Source organism: Natronobacterium gregoryi SP2 (assembly GCF_000230715.2).
Lineage (GTDB): Archaea > Halobacteriota > Halobacteria > Halobacteriales > Natrialbaceae > Natronobacterium > Natronobacterium gregoryi.
This window is the reverse complement of the sequence record NC_019792.1, coordinates 2154045-2178810: the sequence shown is the minus strand read 5'-3', so window position 1 is coordinate 2178810 and position 24766 is coordinate 2154045. Positions and strand designations below refer to the sequence as shown.

Annotated in this window: 29 protein-coding genes and 1 pseudogene; 16 read left to right on the top strand and 14 right to left on the bottom strand. The window is 63.5% G+C overall.

Going from position 1 to position 24766, the window contains the following annotated elements; genetic code table 11:
• Positions 1-13: 13 nt before the first annotated feature.
• Positions 14-277, bottom strand: a complete 264-nt coding sequence (locus NATGR_RS10910; protein WP_005579313.1) for a winged-helix domain-containing protein — start codon at positions 275-277, stop codon at positions 14-16.
• A 237-nt stretch (positions 278-514) separates the two neighbouring features.
• On the opposite strand from NATGR_RS10910, the gene NATGR_RS10905 reads away from it, so the two are divergent.
• Positions 515-850: a hypothetical protein gene (locus NATGR_RS10905; protein ID WP_005579311.1), complete on the top strand. Its 336-nt coding sequence runs from the start codon at positions 515-517 to the stop codon at positions 848-850.
• 247 nt (positions 851-1097) lie between these two features.
• On the opposite strand, the gene NATGR_RS10900 is transcribed toward NATGR_RS10905, so the two are convergent.
• Positions 1098-1364, bottom strand: coding sequence for a MarR family transcriptional regulator (locus NATGR_RS10900; RefSeq protein WP_005579310.1), 267 nt, complete (start codon positions 1362-1364; stop codon positions 1098-1100).
• 324 nt (positions 1365-1688) lie between these two features.
• On the opposite strand from NATGR_RS10900, the gene NATGR_RS10895 reads away from it, so the two are divergent.
• The 3 genes from NATGR_RS10895 (at position 1689) to aglM (ending at position 4354) form a co-directional block, all read left to right on the top strand.
• The gene (locus NATGR_RS10895; protein WP_244860872.1) at positions 1689-1937 is read left to right on the top strand and encodes a hypothetical protein; all 249 of its coding nucleotides are present in this window, start codon (positions 1689-1691) and stop codon (positions 1935-1937) included.
• Between the two features lie 265 nt (positions 1938-2202).
• Entirely contained in the window at positions 2203-2952 is a 750-nt protein-coding gene (gene aglF / locus NATGR_RS10890; protein WP_005579307.1) for a UTP--glucose-1-phosphate uridylyltransferase AglF, read from the top strand.
• A gap of 106 nt (positions 2953-3058) precedes the next feature.
• Positions 3059-4354, top strand: a complete 1296-nt coding sequence (gene aglM / locus NATGR_RS10885; protein WP_005579305.1) for a UDP-glucose 6-dehydrogenase AglM — start codon at positions 3059-3061, stop codon at positions 4352-4354.
• A 22-nt stretch (positions 4355-4376) separates the two neighbouring features.
• On the opposite strand, the gene NATGR_RS10880 is transcribed toward aglM, so the two are convergent.
• Positions 4377-4598: an antitoxin VapB family protein gene (locus tag NATGR_RS10880; protein ID WP_005579303.1), complete on the bottom strand. Its 222-nt coding sequence runs from the start codon at positions 4596-4598 to the stop codon at positions 4377-4379.
• A 66-nt stretch (positions 4599-4664) separates the two neighbouring features.
• Complete coding sequence (locus NATGR_RS10875) at positions 4665-4946, bottom strand: antitoxin VapB family protein (RefSeq protein ID WP_005579301.1); 282 nt, start codon at positions 4944-4946, stop codon at positions 4665-4667.
• Between the two features lie 103 nt (positions 4947-5049).
• Between NATGR_RS10875 and aglJ the strand changes: the two genes are divergently transcribed.
• A complete protein-coding gene (gene aglJ / locus NATGR_RS10870; protein WP_005579299.1) occupies positions 5050-6075 on the top strand; it encodes an S-layer glycoprotein N-glycosyltransferase AglJ in 1026 nt (341 codons plus the stop codon).
• Here aglJ and NATGR_RS10865 read toward each other — a convergent pair.
• A complete protein-coding gene (locus tag NATGR_RS10865) occupies positions 6072-6401 on the bottom strand; it encodes a DUF5789 family protein (RefSeq protein ID WP_005579297.1) in 330 nt (109 codons plus the stop codon). The two genes, aglJ and NATGR_RS10865, sit on opposite strands and share 4 nt — an antisense overlap.
• 95 nt (positions 6402-6496) lie before the next feature.
• Positions 6497-7819, bottom strand: a complete 1323-nt coding sequence (locus tag NATGR_RS10860) for an IS200/IS605 family transposon protein TnpB (RefSeq protein ID WP_005579294.1) — start codon at positions 7817-7819, stop codon at positions 6497-6499.
• A 57-nt stretch (positions 7820-7876) separates the two neighbouring features.
• Here NATGR_RS10860 and NATGR_RS19930 point away from each other — a divergent pair, with 57 nt between their 5' ends.
• Complete coding sequence (locus NATGR_RS19930) at positions 7877-8023, top strand: hypothetical protein (protein ID WP_005579292.1); 147 nt, start codon at positions 7877-7879, stop codon at positions 8021-8023.
• Between the two features lie 143 nt (positions 8024-8166).
• Positions 8167-8376 carry a ribbon-helix-helix domain-containing protein gene (locus NATGR_RS10855; protein ID WP_005579291.1) on the top strand — a complete coding sequence of 70 codons (210 nt, stop codon included), beginning with the start codon at positions 8167-8169 and terminating at the stop codon, positions 8374-8376.
• 199 nt (positions 8377-8575) lie between these two features.
• Here the strand turns inward: NATGR_RS10855 and NATGR_RS10850 are convergent, their stop codons facing one another.
• Positions 8576-10474 carry a glycoside hydrolase family 15 protein gene (locus tag NATGR_RS10850; RefSeq protein WP_005579289.1) on the bottom strand — a complete coding sequence of 633 codons (1899 nt, stop codon included), beginning with the start codon at positions 10472-10474 and terminating at the stop codon, positions 8576-8578.
• A gap of 120 nt (positions 10475-10594) precedes the next feature.
• On the opposite strand from NATGR_RS10850, the gene NATGR_RS10845 reads away from it, so the two are divergent.
• Positions 10595-11695, top strand: coding sequence for a S1C family serine protease (locus NATGR_RS10845; RefSeq protein WP_015233580.1), 1101 nt, complete (start codon positions 10595-10597; stop codon positions 11693-11695).
• On the opposite strand, the gene NATGR_RS10840 is transcribed toward NATGR_RS10845, so the two are convergent.
• Entirely contained in the window at positions 11696-11917 is a 222-nt protein-coding gene (locus tag NATGR_RS10840) for a hypothetical protein (protein WP_005579284.1), read from the bottom strand.
• Between the two features lie 134 nt (positions 11918-12051).
• Between NATGR_RS10840 and NATGR_RS10835 the strand changes: the two genes are divergently transcribed.
• The 6 genes and pseudogenes from NATGR_RS10835 (at position 12052) to NATGR_RS10810 (ending at position 16452) form a co-directional block, all read left to right on the top strand.
• Positions 12052-12237 (top strand): protein translocase SEC61 complex subunit gamma, encoded by a 186-nt coding sequence (locus NATGR_RS10835; protein ID WP_005579282.1) that lies wholly within the window; start codon positions 12052-12054, stop codon positions 12235-12237.
• Complete coding sequence (locus NATGR_RS10830) at positions 12237-12674, top strand: transcription elongation factor Spt5 (RefSeq protein ID WP_005579280.1); 438 nt, start codon at positions 12237-12239, stop codon at positions 12672-12674. Before NATGR_RS10835 ends, NATGR_RS10830 begins: the two co-directional genes overlap by 1 nt.
• A gap of 299 nt (positions 12675-12973) precedes the next feature.
• Positions 12974-13806, top strand: a pseudogene (locus NATGR_RS20655) (pirin family protein).
• A gap of 90 nt (positions 13807-13896) precedes the next feature.
• Positions 13897-14877: a tyrosine--tRNA ligase gene (locus NATGR_RS10820; protein WP_005579278.1), complete on the top strand. Its 981-nt coding sequence runs from the start codon at positions 13897-13899 to the stop codon at positions 14875-14877.
• A gap of 81 nt (positions 14878-14958) precedes the next feature.
• Positions 14959-15459, top strand: coding sequence for a small multi-drug export protein (locus NATGR_RS10815; RefSeq protein WP_049887861.1), 501 nt, complete (start codon positions 14959-14961; stop codon positions 15457-15459).
• Between the two features lie 54 nt (positions 15460-15513).
• Complete coding sequence (locus NATGR_RS10810) at positions 15514-16452, top strand: biotin--[acetyl-CoA-carboxylase] ligase (protein ID WP_005579272.1); 939 nt, start codon at positions 15514-15516, stop codon at positions 16450-16452.
• A 952-nt stretch (positions 16453-17404) separates the two neighbouring features.
• On the opposite strand, the gene msrB is transcribed toward NATGR_RS10810, so the two are convergent.
• From msrB to NATGR_RS10795, 3 genes are all read right to left on the bottom strand, one after another.
• Positions 17405-17818, bottom strand: a complete 414-nt coding sequence (gene msrB / locus NATGR_RS10800) for a peptide-methionine (R)-S-oxide reductase MsrB (RefSeq protein ID WP_005579268.1) — start codon at positions 17816-17818, stop codon at positions 17405-17407.
• A gap of 158 nt (positions 17819-17976) precedes the next feature.
• Positions 17977-18138: a hypothetical protein gene (locus tag NATGR_RS19925; protein WP_005579266.1), complete on the bottom strand. Its 162-nt coding sequence runs from the start codon at positions 18136-18138 to the stop codon at positions 17977-17979.
• Positions 18139-18223: 85 nt separating this feature from the next.
• Positions 18224-18814 carry an HTH domain-containing protein gene (locus NATGR_RS10795; RefSeq protein WP_005579264.1) on the bottom strand — a complete coding sequence of 197 codons (591 nt, stop codon included), beginning with the start codon at positions 18812-18814 and terminating at the stop codon, positions 18224-18226.
• Between the two features lie 248 nt (positions 18815-19062).
• Between NATGR_RS10795 and NATGR_RS10790 the strand changes: the two genes are divergently transcribed.
• Together NATGR_RS10790 and NATGR_RS10785 are read left to right on the top strand one after the other, a co-directional pair.
• A complete protein-coding gene (locus tag NATGR_RS10790; RefSeq protein WP_005579262.1) occupies positions 19063-20691 on the top strand; it encodes a bacterio-opsin activator domain-containing protein in 1629 nt (542 codons plus the stop codon).
• Positions 20692-20755: 64 nt separating this feature from the next.
• A complete protein-coding gene (locus NATGR_RS10785) occupies positions 20756-21718 on the top strand; it encodes a phytoene/squalene synthase family protein (RefSeq protein ID WP_005579260.1) in 963 nt (320 codons plus the stop codon).
• A gap of 43 nt (positions 21719-21761) precedes the next feature.
• On the opposite strand, the gene bioD is transcribed toward NATGR_RS10785, so the two are convergent.
• Genes bioD through NATGR_RS10770 form a run of 3 tightly spaced genes read right to left on the bottom strand, consistent with a single transcriptional unit; the run spans position 21762 to position 24763 of the window.
• Positions 21762-22454 carry a dethiobiotin synthase gene (gene bioD / locus NATGR_RS10780; protein ID WP_005579258.1) on the bottom strand — a complete coding sequence of 231 codons (693 nt, stop codon included), beginning with the start codon at positions 22452-22454 and terminating at the stop codon, positions 21762-21764.
• Complete coding sequence (locus NATGR_RS10775; RefSeq protein ID WP_005579256.1) at positions 22454-23665, bottom strand: aminotransferase class I/II-fold pyridoxal phosphate-dependent enzyme; 1212 nt, start codon at positions 23663-23665, stop codon at positions 22454-22456. Before NATGR_RS10775 ends, bioD begins: the two co-directional genes overlap by 1 nt.
• A 12-nt stretch (positions 23666-23677) precedes the next feature.
• Positions 23678-24763, bottom strand: a complete 1086-nt coding sequence (locus NATGR_RS10770) for a hypothetical protein (RefSeq protein WP_005579254.1) — start codon at positions 24761-24763, stop codon at positions 23678-23680.
• Between the last annotated feature and the right edge of the window lie 3 nt (positions 24764-24766).

The following is a 24766-nucleotide window of genomic DNA, read 5'->3' as shown; positions in this document are numbered from 1 at the left end:
AGAACTGCCGGCGTTACGCATCGCCGTTGGTCTCGAGATCGCTGAGAGCCACTTCTCCCGCAAGATATGCCTGACCCTTCTGGCTTATCTGGTAGTAGCCCGCGTCGTCGACTTTCTCGATTAGTCCGTGGTCTTCGAGTTCGCCTAATCGTTGTCGAACGGTCGAGTATCCGATCTCGTGTCCGTGTCGATTCAGGTTCCGGTATAGCGGTTTCGCGGGGAGCTCGAGATCGTGCTCTTCGAGGAACTCGAGGATGAGCCCATCTTTCAACGACATCCACTCTGGCCGAGGACGCATTCGACGGTGTCGTCCCACTGACGAACATTAATTTGGACTGGTCCCCGGATATAATAGCTCATCCCGTATCCAGTATTAGCATAAATACGCTAGTCTATAAGTGCATTGAAGATGTGGTGACGTATACGGAAGCGACAGTGCAAGCACAACGCGTACGCTCCGAAAGGACTCGGCCAAAATCCAGTCCGCGAAACGCTTCCGTCCACCCTGGAAACCATGGCGAACGACGACTCGCGGGAGACCGACACTCCCGTCCGACAGGACGCATCGACGCCGGCGGACACGTCCGCACCGCTCGACGACACCGAGTCGATCCGTGCGGCTCTCGAGACCCTCGAGCGGCTCACGGACGCGATGCTCGAGCGGCTCCACGACCCGTCGGCGGAGATCGGGGGCAAACCTCGTTCTCAGGAGACGCACCGGGAGGCTCGACGTCGCTGTCGAGAGATCAGGGCCGAGACGAGTCAGCTCGGACTGCTGCTGTACGGACCGGAGGCGACGATTCCGTACCGTCCGGGAGACTCGAGCGAGTGGCCCGAGATCGACGAGTGAGACGGACTGCTGTCCCGATGTACCGGTGTGACCGCAGGAGGACTCGCGGACGCGCCGGAATTGAATACAGCAAGCCGTATGAGTCGACGAGGAGTCCCGATTCGGTCACTGGTGAGACGGGATGGATTCACTCGAAGAACCTTCCGGTCGACGTTCCGCTGGCGGGTAACTAACTGCACAGTATCGGAGGGTAAACCAGCTCTAACGGTCGAATCGGCATAGCAACGATAGCGATAGCTCCGGGCCGTTACTCGGGTTCGGCGTTCTCGAGGTCGTCCGCATCGAGTTCCCCCTCGAGATATGCCACTCCGGTTTCCGTCAGTTGATACAGGCCAGTGTCGACGGCGTTCAGCAATCTTGCTTCCGAGAGGGTCCGACAGCGTTTGCTCACGTACTGGCGGTCGTACCCGATGTTCGCCGCGAGAACTCGCGGAGAGACCTGTATCGCGTGCTCGTCGAAGAAAAGCATGATCTCGTAGTCGACAGGAGCCATCCAGGGAACCCGCTCAACCATCTATTTACGATGTCCGATCGGCAAAACGGAAAAATCAGTACTATCCACTGATGATCAAATAACGTACGTAGTCCTCTAAAAACTACGTTCGTAGTAGAATTTATATCAAAGCAGATCATTATCACCTGACACGGACGCTATGCGCGGCTCGCTCGGTAGTGGAGTCGCAAAATCGCGGACCCAGGGACCTAACCACCGAGTCCGCGAGAAGCTTCCGCAACCAGCCTGGAAGCCATGTCGAACGACGATTCGCGGGATGCTAAAACTCCCGTCCGGCGGAACGTACCGACGCCAGACAACTATACCCCTAGACCCCCCGCCGACGTGAATTCGATCCGTGACGCCCTCGAGACCCTCGAGCGACTCACGGACGCGATGCTCGAGCGGCTCCACGACCCGTCGGCGGAGATCGGGGGCAAACCTCGTTCTCAGGAGACGCACCGGGAGGCTCGACGTCGCTGTCGAGAGATCAGGGCCGAGACGAGTCAGCTCGGACTGCTGCTGTACGGACCGGAGGCGACGATTCCGTACCGTCCGGGAGACTCGAGCGAGTGGCCCGAGATCGACGAGTGAGACGGGCTGCTGTCCCGATGTACCGGTGCGACCGCAGGCGGACTCGCGGACGCGCCGGAACTGACAGACAGCAAACCGTATGAGACGGATTGCTGTAACTATTTACCGCCGATCGCCGACCCCGTTCTGGCAATCGGCGGTAATTGAATACAGCAAGCCGTATGAGTCGACGAGGAATCCCGATTCGGTCACTGGTGAGACGGGATGGATTCACTCGAGTGCGCTGCTCACAAAGTATATAGCTCCGGGTCGAAACGTATCGGACATGCAAGCAGTCGTACTGGCCGCGGGCAAGGGAACACGCCTCCGGCCACTCACCGAGGACAAGCCGAAGGTCCTCGTCGAGGTCGACGGGAAACCGCTCATCGAGGACGTCTTCGACAACCTCCTCGAGGTCGGCGCAAGCGAGTTCATCGTCGTCGTCGGCTACCAGAAAGAACAGATCATCGACCGCTACGGCGACGAGTACGAGGGTGTGCCGATCACCTACACCCACCAGCGCGAGCAGCTCGGACTGGCCCACGCGATTCTCCAGGCCGAGCCACACGTCGACGACGACTTCATGTTGATGTTGGGGGACAACGTCTTCCGGTCGAATCTCGGCGACGTCATCAATCGCCAGCAGGAAGACCGCGCCGATGCCGCGTTCCTCGTCGAGGAGGTCCCCTGGGAGGAAGCCAGCCGGTACGGCGTCCTCGACACCAACGAGTACGGCGAGATCGTCGAGGTGATGGAGAAACCCGACGATCCACCCTCCAATCTCGTCATGACCGGCTTCTACACGTTCACGCCGGCGATCTTCCACGCCTGTCATCTCGTGCAACCGAGCGACCGCGGCGAGTACGAGCTCCCCGACGCGATCGACCTGCTGATCCAGTCCGGTCGCACGATCGACGCCATCCGCATGGACGGCTGGCGGATCGATGTCGGCTACCCCGAGGACCGCGACCGGGCCGAACAGCGACTCGAGAACGGCGACGAAATCGAAGCCTCCCAGATCGAAGTCGACGACTGATCGTCCGCTACCGAACGCGGTTTTTCTCGAGCATCGATTCACTGGTAGCGAAATCGCTTCGCTCCGAACCCAAAACGTCTACCTTCTACCACCACACTTCCCCCGTATGAACGTCTCTATCGTCGGCAGCGGCTACGTCGGTACGACCGTCGCCGCCTGCCTCGCCGACCTGGGTCACGACGTCGTCAACGTCGAGATCGACGAAGACATCGTCGAAACGATCAACGCGGGCGAAGCGCCGATCCACGAGTCCGGCCTCGAGCAGCGCATCGCCGACAACGCAGGCACCAGCCTCCGGGCGACCACGGACTACGCCAGTGTCCGTGACACCGAGGTCACCATCCTCTGTCTCCCGACGCCCCAAAGCGAGGACGGCAGCCTGGACCTCGCGCCGATGCGTGCCGGGACGGAGATGCTCGGTGAGGCCCTCGCCGACAAAGGCGGCGACCACCTCGTGGTCGTCAAGAGCACGGTCCTTCCCGGCACCACCGAGGACGTCGTCGCACCGATCCTCGAGGAGACAGCCGGCATGCACCTCGACGAGGGACTCGAGGTCGCGATGAACCCCGAGTTCCTCCGGATGGGCACTGCCGTGGGCGATTTCCTCGAGCCGGACAAGGTCGTCGTCGGCACCCGCACCGACGAGGCGGCCGCCACTCTCCGGGGGCTCTACGCGCCCATTCTCGGGAACGACGGCACTCACCTCGTCGAGACCGACGTCCGCGAGGCCGAACTCATCAAGTACGCGAACAACGCCTTCCTCGCCGCCAAAGTCTCGCTGGTCAACGAACTCGGCAACGTCGCCAAGGAGTACGGCGCGGACGCCTACGAGGTGCTCGCGGCGGTCGGCCTCGACGACCGCATCTCCGAGCGATTCATGCGCTCGGGGCTGGGCTGGGGCGGCTCCTGTTTCCCGAAAGACGTCGCTGCACTTCGAGCGGGCGCACGCGAACAGGGGTACGACCCCGACCTGCTCGACGCCGTCGTCGCGGTCAACGACGAGCAGCCGCGTCGGCTCGTCGCTCTCCTCGCGGACCACGTCGACCTCGAGGGTGCCCGCATCGCGGTTCTCGGCCTCTCGTTCAAGCCGGGCACGGACGACATCCGGAAGTCCCGCGCACTGGACGTTCTCGAGCACCTCGAGAGCCGGGGCGCGACGGTCGTCGCCTACGACCCCGTCGCCATGGACAACGTCCGCGAAAAGTATCCCGACCTCGATCTCGAGTTCGCCGACTCCGCCGAAGCGGCACTCGAGGGGGCAGACGGCGCGGTCGTCGCGACCGACTGGCCGGAGTTCGACGACCTCGCGTTCGACGGGATGCGCCGGGCGGTCCTCGTCGACGGCCGGCGCGTCGACATCGACGAGGACGACCTCGAAGTGTACGAGGGTCTGACCTGGTAACGGCAGTACGCGTCACAAAACTTCACCGCTCGTCGACCCTCGAGAGCGTTCCACGACTCAGTTCTCGAACGTCGTCCTCGACGGCGCCGTGCGTTTTCCGGTCGAGGACTCCCTCACCCGTGACGTCGGCGAGCCGCCGTCCCTCCTCGAGGTGGTCTCGAATGACGTCGCTGAAACTCCGATCTTCCGTCTCCCGTTTCAGCTCCCGGTACACGTCTTCCGAGATGGTGATCTCCCTGCTCACGTGACACGTATTCGTTCTCATCCACAAAAACGTCGGCGAGGGCCCTCGTAATCGACCAGAGACGAATCACTCACTATTCGTTTCCTCGTCGGTCACCTCACCGAACGCCTCGAGTGCACCACGCTGCCGATCGATGTGTCCCCTGTCGGATTCAGCCCGCACTCGAGCGACGACCTCCTCGAGGCCCCCTGTATCCTCGCTCGAGAGCGTTCCGAACGTCGCCTCCCAGTCGGGTTCGGACTCCTCGAGTAGCCGCTCGAGGAGGGCACTGAAACTCTCGTCGTCGCGCTTCCGGGCGCGTAGTCGCTCGTAGACGTCGCCCCGGATACTGACCGTCTTCGTCCCCATACGTGTCCGTTTGCACGTGTGGCCTTATTATAGCAGAGACCATCGATCGGTCCCACGACGGCTTTCAGTAACCTTTTGCAGCCCCACGAGAGAGTGACTGGCGATGGAAAATGACGGAACACTCGCGCACTCGGACCGTGGCGGGGAGGTCATCGCCATGAGCGAGGCCGAGACGACGCGCGAGATTTCGTCCGAAGAGGTGTGTGTCCTCATACCCACCCTAGACGAGGCAGCCACGGTCGGCGACGTGATTGACGGCTTCCACGAACAGGGCTACGGGAACGTCGTCGTCATCGACGGCGGCTCCGAGGACGACACCCAGGAGATCGCCCGCGAGCACGGTGCGACCGTCCTCGTCCAGTCTGGCGACGGGAAGGGCCAGGCCGTTCGCGAGGCCGTCGACTACATCGACGTTCCCTACGTCCTGATGCTCGACGGCGACGGCACCTACGATCCCACGGACGCCGAAACGATGCTCGAGCCGCTCTCGAGGGGCTACGAGCACGTGATCGGCAACCGCTTTGCAGACATGGACGACGACGCGATGCGCGCGCTGAACGGCTTCGGGAACCGGATGATCAACCGCTCGTTTCGCTTTATTCACGGCGCGGACTACGACGACATCCTCTCGGGGTATCGCGCGTTCACGGCCGATTCCTTCGAGCGACTCTCGCTGGACTCGGACGGGTTCACGATCGAGACCGAACTCGCCGTCGAGTGTGTGAAACACGGCATCGACACGACGGTCGTCCCGATCAGTTACAGCGCCCGACCCGAAGAGTCGGAGACGAACCTCCACCCGATCAGGGACGGTGGGACGATCATCCTCGCGCTGTACTCGCTTGCCAAGACCAACAACCCGCTGTTTTACTTCGGGAGTCTTGGCGTCTCGGGCATCGCCGCTGGCGGCGTCGTCGCGGCGTACGTCCTCTGGCAGTGGGTCCAGTACGGTCAGGGCCACGAGATTCTGGCGGTGGTCGCCGCGGCCGGCATCCTGCTCGGCGTCCAGTTGCTGATGTTCGGCGTGCTCTCGGATATGTTCGTCACCCTGCACCGCGAACAGCGTCGTCGCCTCGAGCAGATCACGCGAGAGCGACGCGAGGCGGGCGAGACCGACGACGACCGCTAGAACGGAAGCATCGACCGTACTTGCTGGAAGACGCCGCCGGAGTGTTCCCGGCGGTACTCCTCGAACGGTTCGTGGAGTTCGTTCAGCAGTTCCTGACGGGAGCGAAACTCCGTCGACTCGACTTCTGCGAGCATCTCGCCGAGCGAGACGTCGTTGCCGTGGACGTCGTACGGGATGCGTTCGTTCCCGAGTTCGGCGGCGACGTCGTCTTTCGAGGCTGGAAAAGAGAGATCAGCGTGCTTGAGACGAGCGTCGACGGCAGCGATGCCGAACTCGACGCTCTCGGGTTCGTCGTCGTCTCCGTTCGATGGTGGCCGGACTCCCATAGCTCCCTATTGACAGTCGGGTATAAAAACCGCTACGAAACCCTTGACTTCCTCCCACGGCTGAAGCCGTGGGATTCCTCTGCTGGGATTTCAGGCTATGCTGAATCCACAGAGGCAAGTTTCCCTACAACGTAGGTACTCTGGTTCGTGTGAGCTTCTTTGGGACTTACCCTGACGGGAGAGTATGATACCTCCGACCATTCGTGGTCGTCCCACTCGAAGCACACAGGCTGAGCCATCAGCCCGACCGATTCACTCGTCTCTTTTTCAAGGAACACTCGACTCGCAGCAAGGTCGGCATGTCCCTCGAAACCGCACTCATTGCACCGAGAATAGTCTTCGTTTCGATGAGTATTGTCTCGCTCGTTGCACTTTGGACACTGTTGGGTCGTCCATTCTTCAGACTCTTCACAGACCTCGATACCATACTCCTCGCAGACGCTTTCGAGACGCTGGACGAAGCGTCCGAACGCCCAGAAATTGTGTGTCTTCTCGTTGACCTCGGCAACCCAGTGCGTTTCCAGCACGTCGCCGAGGTCGCCAACGTAGAGTTGGTACACACCATCTTCGTACAGTTGTTCGACGAGGTCTCGAACGAGAGCGTCTTGAGCATGGTTGCGACGCTTCGTCCGCTTATCGTACAAGCGGTCGATGCGCTTGCTCGTCCGACGCTGGTCGTCCAGCAAGGACTGGCAGTGCGCTATCTCTTCCGTAGTCTCACGGAATCGCTCGCACAAGGACCGCCCTTCGTACACGTACTGGTCGCCTGCAGTGGTAGTGCAGGCGACCAGATTGTTCGCACCGATGTCCAGAGCAGCCTCTTCTGAAGCCAGTGGTGAATCCCGCGCAGAATCAGGAACTTCTACGGGTTGAATTGCTCTGAACGTGTCGGTGGTCTCGTCGTACGTGAGTTCGAGGCGGCCTTGCTCGCCAGTCCACTTTGGCTCGCCAGCGACTTCTAAGCGCAACCGCTCGTAGTACCCGTAGTCGTACTCGTCTTTCAGCTTGCTTCCGATTGGAATTTCGAGTCGGGAGCGGTCGCCGAACTCTACCGAGTACATGTCGTTACGGATGAGCGTGGAGAGTTCTCGACCGTCGTCCTCGTTTCCCCAGTAACCTGGGGGCGAGGGTTTCTCGTCGAGGTCTCCGTCCTTCCATTTCTCGTTGAGCGAGAGGAAGGACTTCCACGCCGACTTGTTCTTCCGAATGATTTGTTGAGCGGTTGCGCTGCCGAGAACGTCTTTGTAGCGTTCTCGATAATCAGAAACTTCCCAAACGGATTCGCCGTTGAAGAAGTTCTGGCGTCGCTCGTAGTTGACCTCGTTCCAGAGTGCAGCGGACGCATCTAACACGTCGAGAAGTAGCTCCTCGTCGTTGACGGATAGAGGGCGTACCTCGAACGTGTTAGTGCGCTGCATCACGTGTAGTCGTATGGAGACAGAACACTAAGAAGGTTGGGTATAGTATGGGTATGTATGGGAGATACCCAAAGGGTATACGTCGAAATGGACAACGAGGAACAGTACGAGCAACTCAAGGAATTGAAGAAAAAGCACGGCGTGACGTGGAAAGGAATGTTGCTCCAGGGAGCAAAACGTCTTGAAGAGAATAATTCGCTATAACATGTGAAATCCAGCCTGCTGTTTTCATTGAATACTCGGAAATGCCTATCGCTCAGACCCACGACTAAAGTCATGGGCTTCCGCTAACTAACTGTCACCGTCCCGTCGACACGCATTTGGGGAGCCGCGACCCAACCACGGGTATGACGGAATATACGACGGTTTCGATCCCGAAAGACCTCGCGGACCGCGTCGACGAGACGATCGAGGGGACGAGCTTCCAGAGCACGAGCGACCTCGTCCGGTTCCTGCTGCGCAGCATCGTCATCCAGCACCAGAAGGAAGGCCAGCTCACGGAAGCCGAGTTCGAGGAGATCACCGAACAGCTCCGGGGACTGGGCTACCTCGAGTGAGGGTTCCCGGCTCGAGCGACTAGCTCCGAACGGAGGCGGTTCCCGTGCCCAGCATCCCGGACTTCCCTCTCCTGACGAGGAAACCGAGGGCGAAACCCGGAATCGTGGTGGCATCGTCGACGGCGGTTTCCCGACGCCGTCGCGGGGCTAGCCGTCGTCTGCAGCCCGTTTTTCGCATCTGCCGCTCGAGCCGACAGCCTCACGGTTCGGGACGGTCCCCCCGCCTGAACAGCGTTTCGACGTTGTCGGGGTGGAAATCCTCGGGTCGGACGTCGCCGTCGTGCTCGAGTGCCCGCGCGAGATACGTCACGCTGTTTATCAGCCCGAGGTGGGAGAACGCCTGTGGGAAGTTCCCGAGTAGTTGGCCGTCTTCGGGATCGATCTTCTCGGAGTAGAGTCCGAGCGGGCTGGCACACTCGAGGACGTTCTCGAAGTACTCCTCGGCACGCTCGAGGCGGTTCGAGAGGACGAGTGCGTCGACGAGCCAGAACGAACAGAGGACGAACGCCTCCGCCTCGTCGCGCCGGACGTCGGTGTCGACGAACCGGAGGACGAGCCCGTCGTCTGTCGTCAGCCGATCGATGACGGTGTCGATCGTCGCCTGGACGCGGTCGTCGTCGGCCGGGAGGAACTCGTAGATCGGGAGCAAGAGTGCGGTCGCGTCGATGGCCTCGTCGGTCTCGAAGTGCTGGACGAAGCTGTGTGCCCTTTCGCTGAAGCCACGCTCTTCGATGGCCTCGCGGATCGCCTCGCGGTCGTCGTTCCAGGCCTCGAGCGGTGCCTCGAGGTCGTTTTCGGTCGCCAGCGCGATCCCGCGGTCGAGTGCGACCCAGCACAGTAGTTTCGAGTGCAGGAAGTGACGATGTTCGTCGCGAAACTCCCAGATGCCAGGGTCGGGCTCCTCCCAGTGCTTGCAGGCGTAGTCGACGATGTCGCGGATCGCGTCCCACTCGTCTTCCGAGAGTTCGCGTGACTCGTCGAACTGGACGGTCTCGTAGACGGCCTGGACGATCGTCCCGTAGGCGTCGAGCTGGCGCTGGGGTGCTGCGCCGTTGCCGATTCTGACCGGGCCGATGTCCCGATACCCGGAGAGGTGGGCCAGTTCGCGTTCGGTGATGTCGGCCTCACCGTGGAGGCCGTACAGCGGCTGGATGTCGGCCGGCTCTGTCCGGGCGATGTCGGCGAACCAGTCGAAGTACTGTCGGGCTTCTTTCTGGTGGCCGGTGTCGTGTAACGCCTGCACCGTGAACTTCGCGTCGCGGACCCAGTTGTACCGGTAGTCCCAGGTCCGGTCGGAGCCGATCTCTTCCGGAATCGACGTCGTCGCAGCGGCGGGGATCGCTCCCGTCTCGTGGTGGATCAGGAGCTTCAATACGAGCTGTGAGCGAACGACCATCTCGGTCCAGCGTTCGGGCATCGAATCGACCGCGTCGCAGGTCTCGCACACCCAGTCGCGCCAGTACCGGGTCGTCTCGTCGAGCGTCTCCTCGAGATCGATCGACGCCAGCGGCTCACGACCGCCGTACTGGATGCCCGTCCAACACCTCTCGCCGGCCTCGAGCGAGACGCTGGCCGTAACGGTCGCGTCGGCGTCGGCGACCTCGAGGTCGTCTCCGAGCGCGCCGTCGGCGGACAGGAACAGCGACTCGTCGTCGCCGCGTGCCATCACGCCGTCTTCGACGTGGTCGAACGCCGGCTTCGTCCGGGCGTAGTCGAACCGCGGTGCGAACGCGAGGTCGAGGTCGACGCTCCCGCGATCGCACTCGAGGAGCCGGTAGAACGCCTGCTGGAAGTCTTCGCCGCCCGCGTCACCGTCCCTGATCGGCATGCAGTCGGTGATCGTCGCCTGCCCAGTGGTCGTCTCGAAGGTCGTCTCGAGGACGTTCGTCCGGTCGCGATAGCGGTGGCTCGACTCGTACTCGGCGGCCGGAGAGACGGCGAAGTGGCCGCCACGGTCGACGTCGAGAATCCGAGCGAAGACGCTTTCGTCCTCGAGGTGGGGAAAGCAACACCAGTCGATCGATCCGTCTCTGCTGACGAGGGCACACCGGTCGTCGTTGCCGACGATCCCGTAGTCCCGAAGCGGCGGGTACTTCATCGACTGGGACACTATCGGGCGCTCGAGGCAAGAAGCGTCGGCCGGCAACGTCCGGGTGGGAATCAGCGGGATGGGTCTGCTGGTGCCGGTTTTATACCCCTCGTCGGGGTGGAACTCCGCGTGACGCCAACTCCGAACCAGCTCGGCCGCAGACGACTCCTCCAGACGGCCGCAGCGACCGCGGCCGGCCTCGGGATCGGCGGCTGGAGTGCCACGCTCGACGACGAGACCGACGACGGAACAGGGAACGAGACGGAAGGACTCGCCGGCGACGGCCCGTACGTCGACCTCTACGAGGACAGCATCGACGAGGTCGTCCTCGTCGCCGCCGGTGCCGGCGAGGACACCCCCGGTGGGTTCGGTTCCGGCTTCGTCGTCGACGACGTCGTCGTGACGAACGCCCACGTCGTCCAGGCCACAGCCGAGGTCGAACTCCAGTTCACCGACGAACAGTGGCGGACAGGGACGGTACTTGGAACCGACGTCCACAGCGACCTCGCCGCCGTCGAGGTAGACGGGGAGCTACCCGATCCCGTCGACGGTCTCTCGCTGGCCGACACCGACCCTTCGGTCGGCCAGGAAGTCGTCGCACTCGGGAACCCGCTCGGCCTCGACGCCTCGATCACGCAGGGGATCGTCAGCGGCGTCGACCGCTCGCTGCCAAGCCCCACCGGGTTCTCGATTCCCGCTGCCATCCAGACCGACGCCCCAGTCAACCCCGGCAACAGCGGTGGCCCGCTGGTCGACCTCGAGGGTCGCGTCCTGGGCGTGGTGTTTGCGGGTGCGGGGCAGACGATCGGGTTCGCCATCTCCGCACGACTCGCCGATCGCGTCGTTCCGGCACTCGTCGAGGACGGCGAGTACCAGCACGCCTACCTCGGGGTCGGCCTCGAGCCCGTCGGTCCACAGATCGCCGAGGCGAACGACCTCGCGGAGGCCGGTGGCGTCGTCGTCCGGCAGGTCACGCCGGAGTCACCTGCCGACGGCGTCTTAGAGCCAGCCGACGGCGTGACGGTCGTCGACGGCGCTCCCGTCCCGGTCGGCGGGGACGTGATCGTCGCAATCGACGGCGAGGAGATCCCGAACGAAGACCGACTCTCGTCGTACCTCGCACTCGAGACGTCCCCTGGCGAGACGATCGAGATCGAGGTCGTTCGTGACAGTGATCGAGAGACAGTCGAGTTGGCCCTCGAGGAGCGGCCGGACGTCGACCTCCCCTGATCAGCTGGGTTCGTTCTCGAGGTCGTCCCCCATCTTCTCCTCGGCGTCCTCGAGGTCCTCGATCTCCTCGGCGTCCGCCCGCGGCGCGTTCTGGGTTCCCAGGTCGTCGTCTCCGGCGTCTACCTCGTCGGGATCGCGGCCGATGCGCTCGAGTTCGTCTTCGATTTCGGCGTCCCGTTCGGCCTCGTACTCGTCGACTCGGTCGGTGTCGTCTTCGGCCATACGTGACGGGACGGGCGCGATCGGCTTGGGGAACGGGCCGTCGCCTGCAACGTCGCGGAACGAACGCGATCGCGTCGGATCGCCGAGAAAACACGAAAGACAGATAAAAGGCCCCGCGTTGTGAACATGTATATATGGACGTTCCGTACGACCTCACCTCGTACGTCAGGGTGTTGAAAATGGCGACGACACCGACGACGAACGAGTTCCTTCAAGTGTCGAAGATCGCCGGTGCTGGCATCCTACTCGTCGGGTTCATCGGGTTCGTCATCGGCGCGATCATGCTCGTGCTGACCGGTGGAGCTGGTGGTGGCCTCTGATGGGCATCTACGCCGTCAAGACGACCGCGAGTCAGGAACGCACGGTCGCCGGCATGATCATCAACCGCGAGGAACCTGAGATTCACGCCGCGCTCGCGCCGGACTCGCTGACCTCCTACGTGATGGTCGAATCCGAGGGAAGCGCCGTGCTCGAGCGGGTGCTCGACGACATTCCTCACGCACAGAGTATCGTCCCCGGCGAGTCAGACATCTCGGAAGTCGAACACTTCCTCTCGCCGAAGCCGGACGTCGAGGGGATCGCCGAGGGCGACCTCGTCGAACTCATCGCCGGTCCGTTCAAAGGCGAGAAGGCCCAGGTCCAGCGCATCGACGAAGGCAAAGACCAGGTCACCGTCGAGCTGTACGAAGCGACGGTTCCGATCCCCGTGACGGTGCGTGGCGACCAGATCCGCGTGCTCGATAGCGACGAACGGTAGTTCGTCGGACCACGTGAGCGGACACCCCGTGCCCGCGAACAGACAGTGACAACCGGGCCACCGGACCGTAAGCAGCCCGTCTCGAGACAGTTTTCTGCGAGCGGTACCGAGGCACACTCTCGAACGCACCGAGAGACGCCGACGGAGCGAAACTGGGCGGCAAGATCGGCACCGCCCGCGACCGCGCCGAGTCCGTGCTAAAGCCGTTTTGATCTTCTTCGTCCTGCAACGGACGCCGGTGTCACCTGCTGTAACCAGGGATACCGCGGACGTAACTGGGTCGCCGCAGTCGCTGTCACATCACGTCAGTCGGCTCCGCGACACTGCACGAAGCTCCGCCGACTGGCGTCTCCCAGGAGCACGGCTCTTTCGCACCTCCGTCAACGTCTCAGGCGACTCCTCCTCGCTCACGACGATCACGGCCACGGGCTGCTAGCGACGGTCGTCGAGTCGTTTCTGGGTCCGGCCACACTGATCTCGATGCACCTCACCGGAACGACGAAATCGTCTCCTGGGTGCCGACCGGCGTGATGCGCCACGACGACCGAGAGAGAAACCAGCTCGTCACCGGTCCCGGACACCTGCTCGTCACGGACGCGGAACGGACTTCTGGCACGAGAAACAGACACTCCCGGACGATCCGCCGCTGCGGCTGTTACAGATTTTCGTCCGTCCACACAGCCTCGACCTCGAGGCCCAACATCAGCACGGGACACTCCCCGACCCGGTGGCCGGCGAGTGGCGACATCGCTTCGATCTCGAGAGGTCGGACGCGCCGTTTGCCGTCCACAACGCGGTCGATTGCTTCGATGTCTGTCTCGAGTCGGACTCGAGCGTCGATCTCCCCGATGCCGCGGATCGAGACGTCTCCTTTCGCGTCTTCGGGGGTGCACTCGAGGCCGACGGAACCCGGTTCGACGAGCGAGAGCAGCGGCTAGTACCGTCCCAACCGTCGACTGACGGGTCGAATCGAGCCACACCGCCAGATTCGACCCATCAGTTCAGGCTTGGCCCGCCACTAGTCGTCGGCGACGATGAGCTGACGCTCACCGCGCTTGAGGAGACGACGGTCGTCCCCTTCGTGATCGATCCCGATGCGCCGGTGCCACGCCAGGGGACGATCGGTCGGTGAGCGACACGGATGCCGACCGAGAGAGTCTGTCGCATCCCGGTCGGCATTCACAAACGCATAAATCCGTCCGTTGATTCCACACGAACAGTGATGGATACCTACGACCTGATCACGCGAAACGCCGAGGAGGTCGTCACCGAGGAGGAGGTGCGCAAACTGGCCGGCGATCCCGACGGAAAGCGGGTCTACGTCGGCTACGAGCCCTCCGGCGTCTTGCACCTCGGGCACCTGCTGACGGCGAACAAGCTCATCGACCTCCAGGAAGCCGGCATGGAAGTCGTCGTCTTGCTTGCCGATGTCCACGCGTACCTCAACGGCAAAGGGACCTTCGAGGAGATCCGTGAGACAGCCGAACAGATGAAAGCACAGTTCATCGCCTACGGCCTCGAGGAGGAAAACACCGAGTTCGTCTACGGCTCGGAGTTCCAACTCGACGAGGAGTACACCCTCGATCTCCACCAACTCGAGCTCGCGACGACGCTCAACCGCGCCCAGCGGGCGATGGCCGATATCGCCGGCAGCGAGACCGCGACAGTGAGCCACGTCGTCTACCCGCTGATGCAGACGCTCGACATCGAGTACCTCGACCTCGACCTGGCCGTCGGCGGACTCGACCAACGGAAGGTCCACATGCTCGCCCGCGAAGAACTCCCCGAACTGGACTACGACGTCCGACCCGCGCTACATACTCCGATCGTCGCCGATCTGACCAGCGGCGAGGGGAAGATGTCCTCGAGCGAGGGCGTCACGATCTCGATGGAAGACGCAACCGAGGACCTCGAGGAGAAGGTCAACTCGGCGTTCTGTCCCCCGACGCGGGACCCCGAGGGAGACCTCGAGAATCCCGTGCTCGAACTGTTCGAGTACCACGTCTTCCCGCGGTTCGACGAAATCGTCGTCGAACGGCCGGAACAGTACGGCGGCGACCTCACCTACGGGGAGTACGAATCGCTGGCTGCGGACCTCGAGTCCGGCGAGCTCCATCCGGCAGACGCCAAGGGGACGCTGGCGACGTACCTCGACGAACTGATCGCGCCGGGCCGGGAGAAACTGCGAGAGATTCGGGACTGATCGCGGCTGGACCGAAAACCGTTTGACACTCCCATCAGTTCGATTCTTCAATAGCTCCGCCGGATGGCGGAGAGCTCCTCCATGACGCTCTTGCCAGCACTCGTCGACGTCGGAACGACACTCGAGAGCGCGACCGGGTTCGGCCGCTACCTGCTTGTCTTCGTGCTCGCGATGCTGCCGGCAGTCGAACCGTTCATCGTGATCCCGGTCGCGATCGGGCTGGGTCTCGATCCGATTCTCACGGGTCTCGCCGCGTTTGCCGGCAGTACGGCGGCAGTCGCGTCGATCGTCGTGGCCCACCAGCGCATCGCCGCGTGGTGGCGACGACGGACCGGCTCCGACCCGACCGCCTCGAGTGATCGCTACGATCGCACACGCCGCGTCTGGGAACGATACGGGCTTACCGGGCTCGCGTTTGCGGGCCCGATTCTCGCGGGAATCCACCTGACAGCCCTGCTGGCCGCAGTCGCCGGCTCGAACGGCCGCGTCACTCTCGCGTGGCTTACCGTCGGACTGGCGGCCTGGACGGTCGCGCTCGTCGGCGCGACCGTCGGCGGGTTGTCGCTGCTTGGCGTTGCATAGCCCCTCGATAGCGCTGTAACCAGGTTGAAGTACGAGCGCACCCCTCGAGCGCGTATGAACGAGACGCGACACGCGATCCTCGAGGAACTCGCCGACGGCCCAGCCTCGGGGCCGGAACTCGCCGACTCACTCGAAATCTCGCGGGCGGCGATCTGGAAACACGTCGAGGCGCTCCGCGAGGCCGGGTTCGAAATCGAGAGCGAGCCGACTGGCTACCGCCTCGAAGAGATTGCGGCCTACAGCGGCCCAGCGGTCGAGTTTAGGCTCGAGGCACCGTTCGAAATCGAGTACCACGATGCCGTCGGAAGTACGAACGATCGTGCGCGAGAGCGCGCGACCGCCGGCGACGAGGACGTCGTCGTCCTCGCCGACGAACAGACCGGCGGCCGAGGCCGACTCGAGCGAGCGTGGGCGGCACCGTCGGGTGGCGTCTGGGCCAGCGTCGTCACCCGGCCGTCGATCGCGCCCGCGCAGGCACCGCTGTACACGCTGGCTGCAGCGGTCGCGACCGCTCGAGCGGTCCGCGAGGCCGGCGTCGACGCCGGGATCAAGTGGCCAAACGACGTGATTCTCCCCGGGGTGGGAAACGAGTATCGAAAGCTCGCGGGAATTCTCACCGAGATGGAGGGTGAGACGGATCGAGTCTCGTGGCTCGTCGTCGGGATCGGCGTCAACGCGAACGTAGACGCTGCCGATCTTCCGGAGGGGGCAACGAGTATCCGTGCCGAGGCCGGCGACATCGACCGTCGGCGGTTCGTCCAGCGGCTCTTGGAAGAGTTCGATCGGTATCGGACCGACCTCGAGGCGGTGGTCCCGGTCTGGCGTGAGCTGGCAGCGACGATCGGCCAGCGCGTCAGCGTCGACCGACCAGGCGGTGAGGTCGTCGGCGAGGCGGTCGACGTGACGGAGAGTGGCGCACTCGTCGTCGAGACAGACGACGGGGAGCGAGCCTCGGTGACGGCGGGTGACTGTGAGCACTTGCGGCCCGTGTGACGTAGTGGCGGGCCGAGCCCGCACAGGTGGGTCGAACCCGGCCGTATGGGGCGGTTCGACGCAGCGGTCGACGGCTGGACCGGGACTGGTCAGTGCCTCGAGTCAGATGTCGTCACTCGTCGTGGCCGATCGACTGGACGTGACCGACGGCACTGTTTTTAATTCGGTCGCCGGGCCGTTGGGACCGTCTGCGGGAAGTACCTTGGGGACAAACTCCGAGGCGTCACCGTTTCGACCGCACGTGCAAAACTGGGCGTGCCATCGCAGGCGGATGTAATTCCCTCGGTGCTCCCCGAAACGGGACGGTTGGACGTAACACCCGACCACCCGTTGTGTCGGTGAGGGTCGGTCGCTCCCCCACGGCTCGACAACACTCGTCTCACCACGCCAACGACGCGCGTTTTGAGCGGTGTGGCATTCCTCGCAACGGCGTGCAGTTGCGTCGGAGGACGGCCTGTAACGCACGTCGCAACTGAACTCGTCGACACGGGAGAACCAGTCATACAACTTACTCGATTCACCCGCGGGGACAAGTGGTTCGAGACGCGAAGCGTCTCGCCATCAAGCGAGAGCCAAGCTCTCGCGGACCGTCAGAAGACTGCGTCTTCCGAGATGCGGCTGGTTCCCCTCGAGTGCGAGTTGGAATCTCGAACGCCACGCTCGGCGGAAATCCGATGGCCGGATTCCACGTCCTTCAGGGCGTAGAGGGGGGCAATGCCCTGAGCGATTTCGACGATGATCCCCTGTCAAAGTTCTTCCCCGGTCGGTCGTTCGACATCGCTGGCGGTGGGTCATACTGTTGGACAGAAGTCAATACGAAGTCGGTCGCGGATTCGCGGCTGTCTCCAGCGGTGACGGCCACAACAGAGCGACCGACCGTCACGTCGTTCTGTCCGACAGATTAGTGGCGTCGAAAAGACTGCTGCCTGCAGGTGCGTCGCGAGCTCGTCGATTACTCCTCGTCGAACTCGAGGGCGACGCTGTTGATACAGTAGCGTTTCCCCGTCGGTTCGGGGCCGTCCTCGAAGACGTGGCCGAGGTGGCCGCCACACTCGGCACACAGGATTTCGGTCCGGCGCATTCCGTGGCTGGTGTCGGGTCGCGTCTCGATGCGGTCGTCGTCGACGTCGTAGAAACTGGGCCAGCCACAGCCGGAGTCGAACTTGGTCTCGGAGTCGAACAGTTCGACACCACAGCCGACACAGGCGTAGCTGCCGTCGTCCTTGTGATCGACGTATTCGCCGCTAAAGGGCGTTTCAGTACCGGCTTCGCGGAGAATACGGTACTCCTCGTCGTCGAGTCGCTCTCGCCACTGCTCGTCGGTTTCGGGGAGGTCCTGATCGGTATCGGCTGGCTCGTGATCCATACCCCTCCTATGGAGGGAGCGGACAAGAGTCTGTCCGACACTGTCTAGCTGAGCGTTTGAAGAACGAACAGCTGGTGGCGAGGACTGTCCAATGCAACTTGCCACCCTGCTCAGAGTGTGCTGTTGAAGAGTGATCTAATTAGCTGATATCACGGGTTTCACCGTCCCGTGATGATGTCTGTACTCTCACACTGAGGACACTGCGTCATCCGACCCAGTTTCGGCACTTCGAGCCGCAGCCACTCGTCGTCGCCACCGGGTGCTTCGAACCCGCAATTTCGACACCGCGAGCGATTCGTCGTGACTGATTCGTTGGCCATATGTGAAGCCATGGTATTGATCGGCATATAGGTTGCCCGTCACCTCGTTTCCAGCAACTCCGACCGCGAGCGTGTGACAAGACCGTCACTCCGGGTTGGGCGACTCCAGGTAGCTGTCGAACGAAGCCGACCGGCGTGACGATTGCTCGGAGATCACTGCGTTTGACTCCGTTTCCGGATCGATCTGTCGGTCGTCGTCGAACCACAACATCGAATTCGAATCGCCTGCCAGCGTCTCGAGTCGATCGAAAACGTCGATCGTTCGATCGCCGTCGACACAGGGAGCGACGTGATGGAGGTCCTCACCGTCGAACTCCGCGAGTGCGACCGTCGGTGGTCGCCAGACTTCGTGTGTCTCGTCCGTGATCGTCGATTCGATCCGACGGCGGCGGAAAAACGGTTCGAGCCGCCGTCCGCGACGCCGTGCCCAGTCTTCGAACGACTCGAGGCGTCGTTCGATCCGCTCGAGTTGTGGAATCCGTACGGGCCGCGTCTCGTCCGAGTCCGTCTGCTCGATCTCTTTTCCCCAGATGCAGACGTTTGTCTCGAGTGCTGTCTGCTCTTCGAGCACGGCGATGTGCTCGAGTGCACGTTCCTGGGTTGGACCGGTCGAAACGGGGGTGAACGAACGAATCCACAGCTCGACGCTCGTTGGACTGGATTGGGTGCGGTTCACGGCTGATCTCCGTCAGGGCTGTCAACGACGACCGACAAAAGCGTTGTCCGGTCTATCAAATCCGCTGAACGATCGTTTCCCGCCGCATGCTTTCGGTTTTTCGTTCTGGTCGTCGGCAGATCCGGTTACGGTTGCCGGTTTCGAGCGATCGGTGGCTGCCCTGCCACATCGGCCGTCCGCTTCGAGCAACGCCTGCCGTTAGCTCGAGCCCCAGTTCGTTAAGATGCTCCATCCCGTAGTGGCTAGCGATGGCTACCCGGGACGCACTCGCCGAAGCGGCCCTCGATACACTGCCGATTACCGTCGCCGTGCTCGACGGTAATGGCAATATCCTCCTGACGAATCGTGCGTGGGACGAACTCGACCGTGACGGCAAAACAGACCACGTGGGGGTCAACTACGTCGCGACTGCCAGGATGGCCGAGCAAGACGAGTACGCACGCCGCGCAGCCGACGGCCTCGAGGCCGTCCTCGCGGGCGACCGCGACTCGGTTTCGATGGAGTATCCCTGCCAGACGCCCGCCCAAAAACAGTGGTTCCTGATGCGAGCAAGCCGGTTTACTGTCGATGGGGAGGATCGGGTGGCGGTCCTCCATCTCGAGATCACCGACCGAAAGCTAGCAGAGATCGAGGCCGACGAGGCAGCCCAGCGCCTCAGAGAAGAACAGCAGTCCCTCGAGCACGTCCTCGAGCGGGTCGACGGACTTGTTCGCGATGTTACCGACGCGGCGGTCGGTGCGACGAGTCGCGACGAAATCGAACGCCGTGTCTGTCAGCGGCTCACGGCCACCGACCCCTACGTTCTCGCCTGGGTCGGCCGCGTCGACGTCACGGCACAGCGAATCTCCCCGCGCGAGTGGGCCGGCCGCGACGACGTGCCACTCGAGACTGACGAACTCGTGCTCTCGTCGGACGAAACCCACCCAGCCGTCAGCGCACTCGACGCGGGCGAATCGCAGGTCATCCAGGACGTCGGGACGTTCGAGGACGCCGACCAGTGGTGGCCGACGGGTGCGGGCGAGTGGTTCCAGTCGGTGGCTGCCGTCCCGCTCGAGTACGGCGACGTTACCTACGGCGTGCTCGTGTTGTTCGCCGAGGAGGCTGAAGTCGTCGACGACAGGGAACTGCTCGTCCTCGAGTCGCTTGCTGGGACGGTGTCGACGGCGATGAACGCGATCGAAGCGCGACGGATGCTAACGACGGAGACTGTCGTCGAACTCGAGGTCGCAATCGAGGACTCCTCACTGTTCGTCGGTGCGCTCGCGACCGATCTCGAGGCGTCCGTGACGTACCGTGGACTGACCTACGACCGGGACGGGACGGCACTCGCGTTCTTCTACGTCGACCAGCGGGACGGCGTCGCCGACGTCGCGGCCAGTCTCGATGGAGTTACGGAGGCCACGGTGCTCTCGGAGTACGGAGACGGGGCGTTACTCGAGTTGGCGCTGTCAGACGACGTCGTCACGGCGATTGGCGATCACGGTGGCGTTATTCAGCGACTCGACGCCGCCCCCAACAATCGCGTCGTCGATCTGGCACTCCAGTTACCGAACGGCCAGTCGACCCGATCCATCTACAACGTCTTAGAGGAGCGGTACGATCGGGTCGAGCTGCTCAGCTATCACGAGTCCGACCAGCCGACGCAGACGCCACGGGACGTGCTTGCGAAACTCGACTCGGAACTGACCGATCGGCAGGCGATGGCTCTTCGGAAGGCGTTCTACTCGGAGTACTTCGAGTGGCCTCGTGGCACCTCGGGTGAGGAGCTCGCCGAATCGATGGGTGTCTCCCGGTCGACGTTTCACCAGCATCTCCGGGCCGCCCAGCAGAAACTGCTCGCAGAACTGTTCGCCGTCGACCCTACTAGTGAGGGGTAGTTATTTTATACGCACGTGTTGTACCGTGGATATCACGGTGCCTCGCGGTGCATCCGAGTTAGAAATGAAACGGGAACACGTAGACGAAGGGAAGGAGATCCAGAAGCGCACCGGAAAGACGTTCTATCTCGCGACCAGATTCTTGCCAAAGCGCGTTCGTCACGCCACGCACGTCCTCTATGCGTTTTTCCGGATCGCCGACGAGGTCGTCGACGACGCAGACGGCGTCTCTCCACCAGACCAGCGAGCCGAACTCGAGTCGTTGCGCGCCCAGGCACTCGGCGAAGCCGAGCCGGAAGACCCGGTTCTCGAGGCGTTCCAGGAGCTCAAAACACAGTACGGCATCGACGACGAGGAAGTCGACGAGTTCGTCGACGCGATGGCGACCGACATCACGAAGAGCCACTACGAAACATACGCCGACCTCGAGTCGTACATGCGCGGGTCGGCCGCGGCCGTCGGTGTGATGATGACCGCGATCATGGAACCCGAGATGGAAGAGGCGGCGCTTCCCCACGCCGTCAAACTCGGCGAGGCGTTTCAATTGACGAACTTCCTTCGTGATGTCCGTGAAGACATCCTCGGCCGCGACCGGATCTACCTTCCACAGGAGACGCTTCGCGAGTACGGCGTCCCGAACGAGGACATCGAGACCCTCGAGTACACCGACTCGTTTGCACGGGCGATGGCTCACGAACTCGAGCGGGCCGAAGAACTCTACCGGGACGGCGTCGCAGGCATCCGATATCTCCCCGAAGATTGCCAGCTTCCCGTCCTCCTGGCGGCGGTGCTGTACGCCGAACACCACGCGCTCATCCGCGAGCAGGAGTACGACGTCCTCTCTTCCGAGCCGTCGCTGTCGACGACCCGGAAACTGTGGTGTGTCGCAAAGACCCGCTGGCACTGGCACTGGAACCGCGACCCCGAGGCAGTGTTCCAGCGCGTCTCGGCGGTCCCGACCGCCGAACCCGGGACCGAGCCGGACCTTCACAGTCACGAGCCGGGCGACAGCGTACCGACGCAGTAGTCGGGACTCGTCGGCTGTTGTGTGCCGTCCGGAAACCCGGCCGCTACTCGAGAGCGACTGGCAGTAATGACGACGGAACGTTCTGCCGGACGCCGTCGACGACCGCCCCGCCATCGTCGACCTCGAGCGGCGGGACGGTCGCGACTCGTGTGGCCGTCATTCGCTCGAGTTCCGCGGGGTTCGTCCGCTCGGCCAGCGTCTCCCCTTCGTACTCGTTGAGAACGATCCCGGCGACGGACAGCCCCCGGTTCTCGAGTGCAGCCACGGTTAGCGCGGTGTGGTTCAGCGTTCCGAGCCCGGAACGGGCGACGACGATGGCGGGAAAGCCGAGGTCGGCAGCGAGGTCGAGCACTTCGTAGCCGTCGGCGAGTGGGACTCGAACGCCGCCGATTCCTTCGACGATCGTGACCGTCTCGTCAGCGGCCAGCGAGCGACAGCCAGCCACGATGTCGTCGTAGGAGAGCGATTCATCTGTGACCGACGCCGCGACGCGGGGTGCAAGCGGTGGTTCCAGTCGCCGGAGACACGTCGACGCAGTTGGCTCGTCACAGACGTCGGCAACCGTCCCTGCGTCGTCGTCTTCGGGTGCACCGGTCTGTGCCGGTTTGATAGCGTGAGCAGCGACCCCTTCGCTTCGGAGCCAGCCGGTCAGGCCGGCGGTGACGACGGTCTTGCCGACGCCGGTTCCGGTTCCAGCGACGAAGACGCCGGTCCCGGGATCGACGGGATCGGTCATCACGGCAACACCCCCACGGCCCGGCCGGCCTCCTCGAACGCCTCGAGGCAGGCGTCGACGTCGTCTCGATCGTGTGTCGCCATCGGCGCGACGCGAATCCTGCTTTCTCCCTCCGGGACGGTCGGCGGACGGATCGGCGGGGCGACGACCCCGTGGTCGCGGACGCGACCGGCGAGTTCGACCGCCAGTTCGCGGTCGCCGACCAGGACCGGAAGCACGTGAGACTCCCCGAGGACCACGTATCCGGCCGTCTCGAGACCCTCGCGGAGCCGCTCGACCGTCTCCCAGAGCCGGTCGGCTCGGTCTTCCTCTCGGGCGATCCGTAGCGCCTCTCGGGCCGCGCCGACGGCCGGCGGTGCGAGCCCGGTCGAGTAGACGAACGAGCGGGCGTCGTTGAGGAGATGCTCTACGAGCGGCTCGCTTCCCGCGACGTAGCCGCCCTGGCTGGCCAGTGCCTTCGAGAGCGTCCCCATCTGGACGTCGACGCGGTCGCTCAGCCCTTCCCGCTGGACGACGCCACCGCCGTCGTCGAACAGCCCCGTGGCGTGGGCCTCGTCGACCATGAGCCACGCACCGTACGTTTCGGCGATCTCACAGAGCGCCTCGAGCGGTGCGACGTCGCCGTCCATGCTGAACACGGAATCGGTCACGATGAGCCACTGTTCGTCGGGGGCTGCCTCGGTAGCAGCCGAGTCGCATTTCGCGGCGAGGTCGTCGGGGTCACAGTGATCGTAGACGACCGTCTCCGCATCCGCGAGCCGGCAGCCGTCGATGATGCTGGCGTGGTTGAGCGCGTCCGAAAAGAGGCGATCGGGCTCGAGTGCTGCGATCGTCCCGACGTTGGCGGCGTAGCCCGAAGAGAAAACGAGCGCCCGTTCCGTCCGCTTGCACGCTGCAAGATCACGTTCCAGCGCACGGTGCAGGCTGGTATCTCCAGTGACGAGTCTGCTCGCTCCAGCGCCGGTACCGACGCCGTGGATCGCTCGCTCCGCGGCACGCTGTACGCGTCGGTCCCGTGCCAGCCCGAGGTAGTTGTTGGACGCGAAGACGAGTGCCGGCTCGTCGAAGTCGACGGCCCCGCCGCGACCGCGAGGGTCCGGCGCGAACCGCGTCCGCGACGCGACCCGTTCGGCCGGCTCGAGGTCGCGTCGCAATCCGTTCCGGTCGCGGGCCTCGAGTCGGCGTCGGAGATCGAATCCGTACTCGGTCATGGTCTCTCGGAGTCAAAACCGCGGCATCAGTTCTGCGGGGCCGTAGACGCCGTCGTCGCCGACGCGGTGGCGCATTACGCCCGCTTTCATGTAGCCCAGCGCGGGACCGTTCACGTTGGCCGCCATGCTCGTGTCGTCGTCGAGTTGGAACGTGTTGGTCGCCGTCTCACCGTCGAACGTCGTCCCGGTCACGCTGACGGTCGTCGTGGTCGGTTTCTCGTCCGAGCGGACGTCGAGAATGCCGCCGACGGAGACATCGTCGGCGTCACAGATTCCCGCCCGTTCCAGCAGAACGTCGTCGGCGTGTTCCATGTCGTGAAACTCCAGGACGCCGTCGTGTTCCTCGACGAGCTCCTCGATTTCGTCTTTGCTGAGCGACCGGGCAGTTTCGACGTCGTAGCCGTCGAGGTGAGCGATGTCCTCGCGGACGGTCCCGCGGTTGTCCTCGTAGCCGGACTTGAGACCGACACCCCACCAGATGTCGACCTCCTGTACCTCGACGAACGACTGAGCGGCAAGCGCCGCTGCGCCCGTCAGCAACCCCGGCGTCGCACCGGCACCACAGACGAACGTGATCCCGGCGTCCTCGAAGGTCTCCGCGCGCTCGTCGAGCATGTCGATGACCCGCGAGCGCTTGAGCACGTCCACGAGCACGCCGGCGTAGCCAGCGTCGACGAACCGATCGGCGATGCGGGGGATGAAATCGTGCTCGAGGTTCGGCAACGCGATAAGGACGGCGTCGATCGGCTCCGACTCCGCGATCACGTCGTCGATCGGCGTATCGGTCGGCTCCCCCTGCTCGGAGGCGACGACGCCCGCTCCGTCACCGGTCTGTTTGACGCCGCCTCCCGTCCCGCTTGCCTCGACGCCGCCGTCGGTCGTCGCGTCCGGTCCCGCAGTGTCGCCGCGGCCGTCGCCCGCGACGTTCCCCTCCGTTGCCGCGAGCAGTTCGTCGACGTCGAGTCCGTTGTGATCGACGGCGATTCCGTTCCGGTCACAGGCCGCGACCGGGACGAGCCCGTCCGCGTGCTGGCTAACCTCGAGCGTTCGTCGGCCGATACCACCGGTTCCCAGTACCGCAAAGGTGATCTCCGTCATGCT